Source organism: Sphingomonas sp. BK036 (assembly GCF_004216825.1).
GTDB lineage: Bacteria > Pseudomonadota > Alphaproteobacteria > Sphingomonadales > Sphingomonadaceae > Sphingomonas.
The window spans coordinates 80855-94731 of sequence record NZ_SGXR01000004.1 but is presented as its reverse complement, the minus strand read 5'-3'; the positions used below and the strand labels follow the sequence as shown (position 1 = coordinate 94731).

Here is a 13877-nt window from a genome sequence, read left to right as displayed (position 1 = left end):
GCAGCGTGTCGATCGTATTGGATACTGAGGTTTCATACGCTGAGAGCCGCCGCACCTGATGCGAGCGGCCTTTTTGCGTGAACGTGCGTCCCGCTTGGGGGTTCCCAAGCACGAAATTACGACTGACCCGTCAGTTTTTATAGGGCGAAACAAAACCTATGGCATCCAAGGCGATCGAACACGGCACTGCAAAGCGCCGTATCCGCAAGGTTTTCGGCAACATCCACGAAGTCGTGCAGATGCCGAACCTGATCGAAGTCCAGCGCGAGAGCTACGAGCAGTTCCTGCGCTCCGACAAGTCGATCGGCCATGTCTCGGGTCTTGAGAAGACGCTGCGCAGCGTGTTCCCGATCCAGGATTTCGCCGGCACCGCCTATCTCGATTTCGACGATTACGTCCTTGAGCCGCCGAAGTTCGACGTCGAGGAATGCCGCCAGCGCGGGATCACCTATGCCGCGCCGATGCGCGTCACGCTGCGTCTGACCGCGTTCGAGGTCGATCCCGATACCGAGGCCAAGTCGGTCATCGATATCAAGGAGCAGGACGTGTACATGGGCGACATGCCGCTCATGACCGAGAACGGCACGTTCTTCATCAACGGCACCGAGCGCGTCATCGTCAGCCAGATGCACCGTTCGCCGGGCGTCCTGTTCGATCACGATCGCGGCAAGACGCACGCATCGGGCAAGTATCTGTTCGCCGCCCGCGTCATTCCGTATCGCGGCTCGTGGCTCGATTTCGAGTTCGACGCGAAGGACATCGTCAACGTCCGCATCGATCGCAAGCGCAAGCTGCCCGTGACGGCTTTGCTCTACGCGCTTGGCATGACGTCGGAAGAGATCCTCAACTATTTCTACAACCGCGTGACGTTCGTCCGCGGCCAGGGTGGCTGGATCGTTCCGTTCCAGGTCGAGAACTGGCGTGGCCAGAAGCCGATGTTCGACATCGTCGACTCGAAGACCGGCGAAGTCGTATTCCCGAACGGCCAGAAGATCAGCCCCCGCGCTGCGAACAAGGCGTTCAAGGACGGCCTTACCGACCTGCTGATCCCGACCGAGGAAATCTTCGGCCGCTATTCGGCGTACGACCTGATCGACGAGTCGACCGGCCGCATCTACATCGAAGCCGGTGACGAAGTGACCGCCGAGAACCTCGAACTGCTCGACCAGGCAGGCATCGAGCGTCTCGACCTGCTCGACATCGATCACGTCGCGACCGGTCCGTGGATCCGCAACACGCTCAAGGTCGACAAGGCCGAAGAGCGCGAGCAGGCGCTGTCCGACATCTACCGCGTGATGCGTCCCGGCGAGCCGCCGACGCTGGAGACGGCCGAGGCCCTGTTCTCCGGTCTGTTCTTCGATCCGGATCGCTACGACCTGTCGGCCGTCGGCCGCGTGAAGCTCAACATGCGTCTCGACCTCGACGTTGAGGATACCGTGACGACGCTGCGTACCGAGGACATTCTCGAGGTCATCAAGACGCTCGTGAACCTCAAGGACGGCAAGGGCGAGATCGACGATATCGACAACCTCGGTAACCGTCGTGTCCGTTCGGTCGGCGAGCTGCTCGAGAACCAGTACCGCGTCGGCCTGCTCCGCATGGAGCGCGCCGTTAAGGAGCGCATGTCGTCGGTCGACGTCTCGACCGTGATGCCGAACGACCTGATCAACGCGAAGCCCGCGGTTGCCGCGGTCCGCGAATTCTTCGGCTCGTCGCAGCTGTCGCAGTTCATGGATCAGACCAACCCGCTGTCGGAAGTCACCCACAAGCGTCGCGTGTCGGCACTTGGACCAGGTGGTCTCACGCGCGAGCGTGCCGGCTTCGAAGTCCGCGACGTTCACCCAACGCATTATGGCCGCATCTGCCCGATCGAGACGCCGGAAGGCCCGAACATCGGTCTGATCAACTCGCTCGCCAGCTTCTCGCGGGTGAACAAGTACGGCTTCATTGAAACGCCGTATCGGAAAGTCGTCGACCACAAGGTGACCGACGACGTCGTGTACCTGTCGGCGATGGAAGAGGCCAAGCACACGATCGCGCAGGCCAACGCCGAGCTGACGTCGGACGGCGGGTTCACCGAGGAGCTCGTCTCGTCGCGTCAGGCTGGCGAATTCCTGATGGCGCTGCCCGACAACATCACGCTGATGGACGTCAGCCCCAAGCAGCTCGTCTCGGTCGCCGCATCGCTCATTCCGTTCCTGGAAAACGATGACGCCAACCGTGCGCTGATGGGCTCGAACATGCAGCGTCAGGCCGTGCCGCTCGTCCAGGCCGAGGCGCCGTTCGTCGGCACCGGCATGGAAGAGACCGTGGCACGCGATTCGGGTGCTGCGATCTCGGCCAAGCGTGCGGGCATCGTCGACCAGGTCGACGCGGCGCGTATCGTCATCCGCGCAACCGGCGAGATCGATGCCGGCAAGTCGGGCGTCGACATCTACACGCTGATGAAGTTCCAGCGCTCGAACCAGTCGACCTGCATCAACCAGCGTCCGCTGGTGAAGGTGGGCGATGTGGTCCGTGCCGGCGACGTGCTCGCCGACGGCCCGTCGACCGAGTTCGGCGAGCTGGCGCTGGGTCGTAACAGCCTCGTCGCGTTCATGCCGTGGAACGGCTACAACTACGAGGATTCGATCCTGATCTCGGAGCGGATCGTGAAGGACGACGTGTTCACGTCGATCCATATCGACGAGTTCGAGGTGATGGCTCGCGACACGAAGCTTGGGCCTGAGGATATCACGCGCGATATCCCGAACGTCGGCGAGGAAGCGCTGCGCAACCTCGACGAAGCGGGCATCGTCTACATCGGTGCAGAGGTCGAGCCGGGCGATATTCTCGCGGGCAAGATCACGCCGAAGGGTGAATCGCCGATGACGCCGGAGGAGAAGCTTCTCCGTGCGATCTTCGGCGAGAAGGCCAGCGACGTGCGCGATACGTCGCTTCGCCTGCCGCCGGGCGTGTCGGGTACGGTCGTCGACGTTCGCGTCTTCAACCGTCACGGCATCGACAAGGACGAGCGCGCGATGGCGATCGAGCGCGAGGAGATCGAGCGCCTGAAGAAGGATTCGGACGACGAGCGTTCGATCCTGAACCGTGCGACCTGGTCGCGTCTCCGCGAGATGCTGCTCGACCAGACGGCCACCTCGGCGCCCAAGGGCGTCAAGAAGGGCGTCGTGATCGACATGGATCTGCTCGACAGCGTCGACCGCCACGAGTGGTGGAAGTTCGCGGTCGCCGACGACAAGATCCAGAGCGATCTGGAAGCGGTCAAGATCCAGTATGACGATGCCGCCAAGCTGATCACGGACAAGTTCCACGATCGTCGCGAGAAGCTGGAGCGTGGTGACGAGCTGTCGCCGGGTGTGCTGAAGATGGTCAAGGTGTTCGTCGCGGTGAAGCGCAAGCTGCAGCCGGGCGACAAGATGGCCGGCCGTCACGGGAACAAGGGCGTCATCAGCCGCATCCTGCCGGCGGAGGACATGCCGTTCCTCGCCGACGGGACGCCGGTCGATATCGTGCTCAACCCGCTGGGCGTGCCGAGCCGCATGAACGTTGGGCAGATCTTCGAGACGCATCTGGGCTGGGCCGCACGCGGTCTGGGTCAGTCGATCACCGCGGCGCTCGAGACGTGGCGCGAGGAGAATCCCGAGGCCAAGGCCGGCGCGATGCCGGAAGCGGTCCGCGATCGCCTCAAGACCGTCTATGGCGAGCAGTATCACGCCGAGATCGACGCCCGTTCGGGTGACGAGATCGTCGAGCTGGCCAAGAACCTGAAGGGCGGCGTGCCGATGGCGACGCCGGTGTTCGACGGCGCCCGCGAGGCGGACGTGTCGGCGATGCTGGAACTGGCGGGTCTCGATCCGTCGGGCCAGTCGGACCTGTTCGACGGACGTACCGGCGACAAGTTCGATCGCAAGGTGACGGTTGGGTATATCTACATGCTCAAGCTCCACCATCTGGTCGACGACAAGATCCACGCACGCTCGATCGGGCCGTACTCGTTGGTCACGCAGCAGCCGCTGGGTGGTAAGGCGCAGTTCGGTGGTCAGCGCTTCGGCGAGATGGAGGTCTGGGCACTCCAGGCCTACGGCGCGGCGTATACCTTGCAGGAAATGCTGACGGTGAAGTCGGACGATGTCGTCGGGCGCACCAAGGTCTACGAGGCGATCGTCAAGGGCGACGACACGTTCGAGGCCGGCATCCCGGAGAGCTTCAACGTGCTCGTCAAGGAAATGCGCTCGCTCGGCCTGAATGTGGACCTGAAGCAGTCGGAGCCCGGCTTCGACAGCGACGGCATCCAGATCGCGGCGGAGTAACGCGGTTAACTTAGCTCCCCTCCCGCTCGCGGGAGGGGCCGGGGGTGGGCTCCCGGCCAGTGATGGAGCGCCAAGATCGAACCGGGTGCCCACCCCTTCCCAAGCAAGAGCTTGGGCCCCTTCCCCTCCCGCTTGCGGGAGGGGAGTTGGAAGGATCAATATATGAACGAGATGACCCCCTTCGCCAATCCGGTCGCCAAGACCGAAACGTTCGACCAGATCCAGATCGGCATCGCGTCCCCGGACAAGATCCGCAGCTGGTCGTTCGGCGAGATCAAGAAGCCCGAGACCATCAACTATCGCACGTTCAAGCCCGAGCGTGACGGCCTGTTCTGCGCGCGCATCTTCGGTCCGATCAAGGATTACGAGTGCCTGTGCGGCAAGTACAAGCGCATGAAGTACAAGGGCATCGTCTGCGAGAAGTGCGGCGTCGAGGTTACCGTCTCGAAGGTTCGCCGCGAGCGGATGGGCCATATCGAGCTCGCCGCTCCCGTCGCGCACATCTGGTTCCTGAAGTCGCTGCCGTCGCGCATCGGCCTGCTGCTCGACATGCAGCTCAAGCAGCTCGAGCGCGTGCTGTACTTCGAGGCGTACATCGTCATCGAGCCGGGCCTGACCCCGCTCGAGAAGTACCAGCTGATGACCGAGGACGAGCTCCTCGACGCGCAGGACCAGTATGGCGAGGACGCGTTCTCGGCCGGTATCGGTGCCGAAGCGGTCCGCATCATGCTCGAATCGCTCGATCTCGAGGGTGAGCGTACCACACTGCTCGAAGAGCTCGCGGTCACCAAGTCCGAGCTGAAGCCCAAAAAGATCATCAAGCGGCTGAAGGTCGTCGAGAGCTTCATCGATTCGGGCAACCGCCCCGAGTGGATGATCCTCGAAGTCGTGCCGGTCATCCCGCCCGAGCTGCGCCCGCTGGTGCCGCTGGACGGTGGTCGTTTCGCGACGTCGGATTTGAACGATCTGTATCGCCGCGTGATCAACCGCAACAACCGCCTGAAGCGCCTGATGGAGCTCCGCGCGCCGGACATCATCGTCCGCAACGAGAAGCGCATGCTCCAGGAGGCCGTCGACGCACTGTTCGATAATGGTCGCCGCGGTCGCACGATCACGGGCGCCAACAAGCGTCCGCTCAAGTCGCTGTCCGACATGCTCAAGGGCAAGCAGGGCCGCTTCCGCCAGAACTTGCTCGGCAAGCGCGTCGACTATTCGGGTCGTTCGGTCATCGTGACCGGGCCGGAACTCAAGCTGCACCAGTGCGGCCTGCCGAAGAAGATGGCGCTCGAGCTGTTCAAGCCGTTCATCTACGCGCGTCTCGATGCCAAGGGTCTGTCGATGACCCTGAAGCAGGCGAAGAAGTGGGTCGAGAAGGAGCGTAAGGAAGTCTGGGACATCCTGGACGAGGTGATCCGCGAGCATCCGGTCATGCTCAACCGTGCGCCGACGCTTCACCGTCTTGGCATCCAGGCGTTCGAGCCGGTGCTGATCGAGGGCAAGGCGATCCAGCTTCACCCGCTGGTCTGCTCCGCGTTCAACGCCGATTTCGACGGCGATCAGATGGCCGTGCACGTCCCGCTGAGCCTCGAGGCCCAGCTCGAAGCGCGCGTCCTGATGATGTCGACGAACAACATCCTGTCGCCCGCCAACGGCAAGCCGATCATCGTCCCGTCGCAGGACATGGTTCTCGGTCTCTATTATCTGTCGATGATGAAGGAGAACGAGCCGGGCCAGGGCATGCTGCTCGGTGACATGGCCGAGGTGCACCAGGCGCTGAACGCGCAGGCGGTCACGCTGCACACCAAGGTGATCAGCCGCGTTCCGCAGACCGACGAGAAGGGCAAGCAGTACCTCAAGCGGTACGAGACGACCCCGGGCCGCATGCTGCTGGGCGAGTGCCTGCCGCACAGCCACAAGGTGCCGTTCGACACCGTCAACCGCCTGCTCACCAAGAAGGACGTGGGCGACGTGATCGACGAGGTCTATCGTCACACCGGCCAGAAGGAGACCGTGCTGTTCGCCGATGCGATCATGACGCTCGGCTTCCGCCACGCCTTCCGCGCCGGCATCTCGTTCGGCAAGGACGACATGATCATTCCGGACGCCAAGGTTGGTCTGGTCGACGACACCAAGGCGCTCGTGAAGGACTTCGAGCAGCAGTATCAGGATGGTCTGATCACGCAGCAGGAGAAGTACAACAAGGTGATCGACGCCTGGAGCCGTTGCGGCGACCAGGTCGCGAACGCCATGATGGACGAGATCCGTGCGGTGAAGGTCGACAAGGAGACCGGCCGTGAAAAGCCGATCAACTCGATCTACATGATGGCCCACTCGGGTGCCCGTGGTTCGCAGGCGCAGATCAAGCAGCTTGCCGGCATGCGCGGCCTGATGGCCAAGCCATCGGGCGAGATCATCGAGACGCCGATCATCTCGAACTTCAAGGAAGGCCTGACCGTCCTTGAATACTTCAACTCAACCCACGGCGCGCGTAAGGGCCTCGCGGATACGGCGTTGAAGACGGCGAACTCGGGGTACCTCACGCGTCGTCTGGTCGACGTGTCGCAGGATTGCGTCATCATCGAACCCGATTGCGGCACCACGCGCGCCCTCGAAATGAAGGCGATCCTTCAGGGTGGTTCGACGATCGCAAGCCTCGGCGAGCGCATCCTGGGTCGTACGACCGCGGAGGACATCGTCGATCCGAAGACCGGCAAGGTCATCATCCCGTCGGGCACGCTGCTCGACGAGCCGATGATCACGACGATCGAAGGCCTCGGCACGCAGTCGTGCAAGATCCGCAGCCCGCTGGTCTGCGAGTCCAAGATCGGCGTCTGCGGCAAGTGCTACGGGCGCGATCTCGCCCGCGGTACGCCGGTCAACATCGGTGAAGCTGTCGGCGTCATCGCCGCGCAGTCGATCGGTGAGCCGGGCACGCAGCTGACGATGCGCACGTTCCACATCGGTGGTGCAGCGCAGCTCAACGAGACGTCGAACCTCGAGGCGCATGCCGACGGTACGGTGCAGTTCCGCGATCTGCGTATCATCGTCGACCAGCGTGGCCGTCGCGTGGTGCTCAGCCGCTCGGGCGAAATCGCGATCGTCGACATGGACGGTCGCGAGCTCTCGGTCGATCGTATCCCGTACGGCGCCTATGTGCTGTTCGACGATGGCCACATCGTGTCGCGCGGCGACCGGATGGCCGAGTGGGATCCGTTCACCATGCCGGTGATCACGGAGAACCCGGGCACGATCAAATATGTCGACCTGATCGAGGGCAAGACGCTCACCGAGCAGACCGACGAAGCCACGGGTATCGCCCAGCGCGTCGTGATCGAATATCGTGCGGCGACCAAGTCGAAGGAGGATCTGCGTCCGCGCATGACCCTGCTCGACGAGACGTCGGGCGAGACCGGCCGCTACATGCTGGCGATCGGTGCCACCCTGTCGGTCGAGGATGGCGCACAGGTGTTCGGCGGCGACGTCGTGGCCCGCGTCAGCCGCGAGAGCGCCAAGACGCGCGACATCACCGGTGGTCTGCCGCGCGTTGCCGAGCTGTTCGAGGCGCGTATCCCCAAGGACTCGGCGATCATCGCCAAGATCTCGGGCCGCGTCGTGTTCGGCAAGGACTACAAGGCGAAGCGCAAGATCGGCATCCAGCCCGAGGATGGCGGCGACGTCGTCGAGTATCTGGTGCCGAAGTCGAAGGTCATCGACGTGCAGGAAGGCGATTACGTCAAGCGCGGCGACAACCTGATCGGCGGCTCGCCCGATCCGCACGACATCCTCGAGACGATGGGTATCGAGCCCCTCGCCGAGTATCTCGTGTCGGAAATCCAGGAGGTCTATCGACTCCAGGGCGTGAAGATCAACGACAAGCACATCGAGACGATCGTTCGTCAGATGCTGCAGAAGGTCGAGATCACCGACGGCGGCGACACCACGCTGCTGAAGGGCGAGCAGGTCGATCGCGAGGAAATGGACGCGACCAACGAGAAGCTGGAGAAGAAGCAGGCCCGCGCACAGGGCAAGCCGATCCTGCTCGGTATCACCAAGGCGTCGCTGCAGACCCGCAGCTTCATCTCGGCGGCATCGTTCCAGGAGACCACGCGCGTCCTCACCGAAGCGGCTGTCCAGGGTAAGCAGGACATGCTGATGGGCCTGAAGGAAAACGTCATCGTCGGCCGGCTCATCCCGGCAGGCACCGGCGCAGGCCTCAACCGTCTGCGGGTCGTGGCGAACAGCCGCGATGCGTCGATGCGCGTTGCCCAGCGCAAGATGGCGGAAGCCTCGATCGTCGCACCGATGTCGGCGGCGGACGAGCATGCGGCCGAACTCGCGCGCTCGCCGCGTGACGAGGGTGGCGCGGGTGAAGACCCGCTCGCCAAGGTCGTGACGTCGGGCACCGGTACCGATGCCGATGCCGGCGAGTATCTGAACGAAGCCGAGTAATCGGCTTCGTCGGACGCCTCGGCGCCGACGGAAAAAAGGCCGCCGTCCGGGACACCGGGCGGCGGCCTTTTTCGTTTGGGCGGCCGTCCAAGTCCTGGTGGCAGCGGTCCGATCCGCGCGCGCGCGTCGCTGACATTTTCCCGCAATGAATATGTCGTACCAGCCCCCTCTCGGCGGCTGATGACGGCCCCTGTTCATGCGGCCGAAAAGGACCATAGCGCCGATGCGGAAGATCGTCCTCGCCACGATCGGCTCGCTTGGTGACCTGCATCCCTTCATCGCCATCGGTCTCGCGCTAAAGGCCCGCGGGTTCGCGGTCGTGCTGGCGGTGCCGGCGGATCATGTCGCCAAGGTCGAAGCGGCGGGATTGGCCGGCGTGGCGATCGTCGGCGGGTTCGATACGCTGGCAAAGGCGCTAGGCCTGCCGCCCGAACAGGCGGCGCGGCGGATCATGGCGGATCAGACCTATCTGATGGACCGGATCCTGATGCCGTGGCTCGCCGACAGTACGACCGCGCTGGACGAGGCGATGGACGGCGCCGTCGCCCTGGTCGCATCGCTGTTCGTGTTCGCCGCGCCGATCGTCGCGGAACTGCGCGGCGTACCGCTCGTCAACGTGCTGCTGCAGCCGATGGCGACCTTCTCCGCTTACGCGCCGCCCAGCACCCCCGATTTCCGGATGATGGCCCCCGCCCCGGCTGGCCCAGTCGGCAGGGCGTGGAACAGGGCGGTGTACCGCGTCATGCGCGGCGTCCTGCGGCACCGCCACGCGCGGCCGGTGAACGCGGTTCGCGCAGCGCACGGTTTGCCGCCATCCGCCCAGGCGCTGTTGCTGGAGACACCCGCTGCCACGGCGCTGACGCTCTGCTGCTATTCGCCGCTTATCGCGCCGTCACAGCCCGATCTTCCCGCCACGATGCGCATCACGGGCTTTGCCGTGTTCGACAGCGATACCGGCGCGCCCGAAAGGCTCGATCCGGCGCTGGGCGCCTTCCTCGCCGCAGGACCGGCGCCGTTGGTGTTCACGCTGGGATCGTTCGCCACGTTCGCGCCGGGCGATTTCTATGCGACGGCGGCAGCGGCACCCCGTGCGCTCGGCCTGCGAGCGGTCCTGCTCACCGGCAACGACGCGCACGCGGTATCGACCGAGCAGGTTCACGTCTGCCGCTATGCGCCGCACTCGCTGCTGTTTCCGCGTGCGTGCGCGATCATCCATCATGGCGGTGCTGGCTCGACCGGCCAGGCGCTGCGGGCGGGAAAACCGCAACTCGTCGTGCCGCATATGGGCGACCAACACGACAATGGGCGTCGGATCCTGAGGATGGGTGTCGGCCGGACGCTGTCGTCGCGCCGGTTCACGACGGCGCGCGCGCGGGCCGCGATCGCCGCGATCCTGAGCCCGTCCCTGGAATCGAAGGCTGCGCAGATCGGCGCGCAGGTTTCGCGAGAGAACGGCGCCGACGCCGCCGCGGACGAGATCACGGCGCTGCTGATCGCGTACGGCTGACCCGACAGGCGCTTTGCAGGTGAATAGCGCAAAAAAGATCGTCGATGCCGGACGTTGCCGTTGGACCGTTGCCGGTCTAGGCGGACTGCCGATGCGGTCGGCGTACCATCCTTCGTCGAGCGAGACGCGCGGTTCTACGCGACGGCGCAGCGCCGCGTTCGTGTTGACGGTGATCGCGCATATCCTGATCATCCTGCTTCTGCTGCGGCTGGCGCCACCCTTGTCGATCGTCAAGCCGGAGGAACGGCGCGATCCGGTCACGTTCCAGATCGCCCCGGACCAGCCTACCCCGACGCCCGAAAAGCGCACGCCGTCGCCGACCAAGCAGAAGCGCGCCAGCGGGGGTTCGCCGCAACGCGCTGCCCCGCGCGTCGAAGCGGCGCAGGCACCCCCTGCCCCGCCAAAGGCGCCGCCCCCGCTGCCGATCAAGATGCTCGGCGGGATGGAGATGTTCGAGGCCGCCGATATCTCGAAGATGCCGTCGCACCCCAACGACCAGCTTGCCGGCGGTGACGGCGGCAGCGGGTCGGGCAAGGGCAAGGACAGCGGCTCGACCTATGGTCCCGGCGAGGGCCCGGGTGGTGAGCGGCTGTACAGGGTCGAATGGTATCGCCGCCCGACCGATGCCGAGCTCAACGGCTATCTGAAGAGCCCGCCGCCGCCGAACAGCTGGGCCCGGATCGCGTGCCGGATGATTGAGAATTACCAGGTCGAAAATTGCCGCGCGCTCAGCGAGTCGCCGGTCGGCTCAGGCCTTGCGCGCGCGATGCGGCAGGCTGCGTGGCAATTCCGCGTCCGCCCGCCGCGCGTCGGCGGCAAGCAGATCCTCGGCGGCTGGGTCGAGATCGTCATCGAGTTCAATTCCGGGAAGGCGCCCGACTAGGCGCCCGACCAGGCGCCCGACCAAGCGCGAGGCCCGTCAGACCGCGCTCGTGATCGAGTATTTGGCTTCGTCCGACAACGTCCGCGCGAGCGTCTCGAAGCGGCCGCCTTCCAACCGGATCTCGTTGAACGCAGGCGGACTGCCGCGTGTCCGCTTCGACAGCGTGCCCGCGCCTATCATCCGGATCGTCCGCCCCTGGCGCTCGACCGGCACGTCGAACGGGTCATGGACGTGCCCAGACAGCACCGCGTGCGCGCCGGCCTCCGCCAGCGCGGTCAGCGCCTCGTCGCCGTGGCGAGTCTTGGCTGTGCCGGTGGTCCCGCCCTCGATCAGCGGATGATGCGCGCCGATGAAGATCAGATTGCCCTTGGGCACGTCGGCGATCATCGCCAGCGCGCGCTTCAACGAGCCCGAGCTCACGCGCCCCTTCGACCAGTTCCACCGCCACTGCGCGCGCGCGGTGGTCTTCAACGGCACGACCGTGACGCCGGGAAGCTCGAGCGGCCGCTCGATCATCTGCTCGACCGCTGCATAGCGCTGATAGGGCGCGAAGAACCGCCGGAACGGATCCCAGTAATAGGGAATGTCGTGGTTGCCGACTTCCAGCGTGACCGGCACGCCCAGCGATCGCAGCCAGTCGCCGCCCCGCTGGAATTCGTCCTTGGTGGCGCGCATCGTCAGGTCGCCGGTCATGATGACCGCGTCGGGCTTCTCGTCTGCGACGCGTTCGGAGAACCAGGCGATCGCCGCCGGATCCTCTGCACCGAAATGCACGTCGCTGACATGGAACAGCTTCAACGACGCGCCCCCCTTGGCTGAGACGTCACGCAAGGTCGGAGAGCTTCGCTGGCTGATGCACCGGGCATCCGTTGAACCGCCCGCGAAATTCGGACGACAGCTCATAGGTTTCCTTGCGGACGCGGTTGATCCCGCCGAGCGGCTGGTGCGCGGTGATCCCGTTCCACACGCTGTAGACGAGTGCGTCGTCGGTGCGCTCGCTGCTGCCCTGGTCCCAGGACGCCTGCGCCGGGATCTCCAGCTTTGCGATCGTCGTGAACGGGCTGATCGCCTCGTCCCACACCACCGACGCGTCCTCGATCGGCATGGCTTCGAGGTCGGTGTTGATCTGGACGCGCAGCTCCCATGTCCCGCCATGCTCGGCCAACGCATCGCGAACGACCTCACGCAAGGCATCCGGGCGCGTGGTGATATCGACGAGCGTGCCGGTCAGCGCGACCAGCTCGGGCGAGACCGGGACCAGCGCGAATTTGGCGATCGAGTCGCCGTAGCGGAACGCGGTCTGCGAATAATAGGTCTCGCCGAGCGGATGCACGGGCTTGGCGCCACCCAGCGTCTGCAACGTCGCGGACTGCGTTCCGACCGCTTCCAGCGCGGATTCGACGACGCGGAATGTCGCCGACATCGCCTTCTTCACGCCCTCGAACCGATCCGTCGTCTTGGTCAGCAACTTGAGGTTCTTGCCGAACGCCTTGGGGTCGCTCGCGGAAAAGGCCGGCGCATTGACCATGATGAAGTCCTGCGTCGTGTCGCCTTCCGACCCGGGCAGTCGATCCCCCGCAACGTCGAGGATCTTGAGCGCCAGCCCCCGCGGCAGGCTGACGCTGTCGTCGAGGATGTCGCCCGCATTGGTCGAGATGCGGATTACCGCCTCGTGACGACCGGGCTTAGCGAAGGCTCCCTGCGCGAGGAGCGGCGGCAGGCCTTCCGAAATCGTGATCGACCCGCGCGCGATGCCGTGCGCCTTGGCATGGACCGCACGGACCGCATGGCCGTAATCCTGCGACGTGGTCTCCAATATCTCCTGGAACGACGCCTTGAGGCCCTGCAACGTCTCCGCTTCGTCGGGTGCGATCGTCTCGACCGACGTTTCGAAACGGACGGGCTGGGTGCTGGGCATCGCGATCTCCACTGCGTAGACAGGCCCAACCCATCGTGCCGGAGGACGTTCCGCGTGCGTTGCAAACCATGCCCGGACACGTGATGTAGGCCGGCAAAGGAGCCATCATGCACATTCCCACGATCACCGCGCCGAGCGTCGCCATCGCCGGTACGACCGACCGCTTTCCCGTCCGCCGGATCTTCTGCGTCGGCCAGAACTATGCCGATCACGCGCGCGAGATGGGCTCCGATCCCGACCGGCAGGAGCCGTTCTTCTTCTCCAAGCCGGCCGACGCGGTCGTCGAAAACGGCAGCACGCTCCCCTTCCCGCCGCAGACGCGGGACCTGCATCACGAAGTCGAGCTGGTGATCGCGCTGGGCGCGGGCGGCAAGAATATTGCGGTCGCCGATGCCCCGGCGACGATCTTCGGTGCCGCGGTCGGCATCGACCTGACCCGGCGCGATCTGCAGGCGGCGGCCAAGGCGATCGGCCGGCCATGGGACATGGCGAAGGGCTTCGATCGCTCCGCCCCGATCGGCGCGATCACGCCGGGCGCGCCGGCAGCGAGCGGCGGCATCGCGCTCACGGTCGACGGCGAGACCCGCCAGTCGGGCGACCTGTCGATGATGATCTGGAGCGTGCCGGAGATCATCGCGACGCTGTCGACCTTCGTCGAACTGGCGCCGGGCGACCTGATCTTCACCGGCACCCCCGCGGGAGTCGGCCCGATCCGCCCGGGGCAAAGCGTCAGCGCGACGATCGACGGATTTGAAACGCTGCGAGTGACATTCGCCGCCTGATCGTCCACGCTCCCGAATATAACCA

7 protein-coding genes are annotated in these 13877 nt (G+C 65.0%); 5 read left to right on the top strand and 2 right to left on the bottom strand.

The window, feature by feature from the left end:
• The first annotated feature begins 158 nt into the window (after window positions 1-158).
• The 4 genes from rpoB (at window position 159) to EV283_RS07465 (ending at window position 11152) form a co-directional block, all read left to right on the top strand.
• Window positions 159-4313: a DNA-directed RNA polymerase subunit beta gene (gene rpoB, locus EV283_RS07480; RefSeq protein WP_130324152.1), complete on the top strand. Its 4155-nt coding sequence runs from the start codon at window positions 159-161 to the stop codon at window positions 4311-4313.
• A gap of 162 nt (window positions 4314-4475) precedes the next feature.
• Window positions 4476-8762, top strand: coding sequence for a DNA-directed RNA polymerase subunit beta' (gene rpoC, locus EV283_RS07475; protein WP_130324150.1), 4287 nt, complete (start codon window positions 4476-4478; stop codon window positions 8760-8762).
• A 223-nt stretch (window positions 8763-8985) separates the two neighbouring features.
• Window positions 8986-10269 carry a glycosyltransferase gene (locus tag EV283_RS07470; protein ID WP_130324148.1) on the top strand — a complete coding sequence of 428 codons (1284 nt, stop codon included), beginning with the start codon at window positions 8986-8988 and terminating at the stop codon, window positions 10267-10269.
• A gap of 19 nt (window positions 10270-10288) precedes the next feature.
• Entirely contained in the window at window positions 10289-11152 is an 864-nt protein-coding gene (locus EV283_RS07465; protein WP_242615849.1) for a hypothetical protein, read from the top strand.
• A gap of 36 nt (window positions 11153-11188) precedes the next feature.
• Here the strand turns inward: EV283_RS07465 and EV283_RS07460 are convergent, their stop codons facing one another.
• Both EV283_RS07460 and EV283_RS07455 read right to left on the bottom strand, forming a co-directional pair.
• Entirely contained in the window at window positions 11189-11983 is a 795-nt protein-coding gene (locus EV283_RS07460; RefSeq protein WP_242615848.1) for a metallophosphoesterase, read from the bottom strand.
• Complete coding sequence (locus EV283_RS07455; protein WP_130324144.1) at window positions 11976-13070, bottom strand: catalase family protein; 1095 nt, start codon at window positions 13068-13070, stop codon at window positions 11976-11978. Before EV283_RS07455 ends, EV283_RS07460 begins: the two co-directional genes overlap by 8 nt.
• A gap of 107 nt (window positions 13071-13177) precedes the next feature.
• Here EV283_RS07455 and EV283_RS07450 point away from each other — a divergent pair, with 107 nt between their 5' ends.
• On the top strand, window positions 13178-13852 hold the full coding sequence (locus EV283_RS07450) for a fumarylacetoacetate hydrolase family protein (protein WP_130324142.1): 675 nt from the start codon (window positions 13178-13180) through the stop codon (window positions 13850-13852).
• Window positions 13853-13877: the final 25 nt, after the last annotated feature.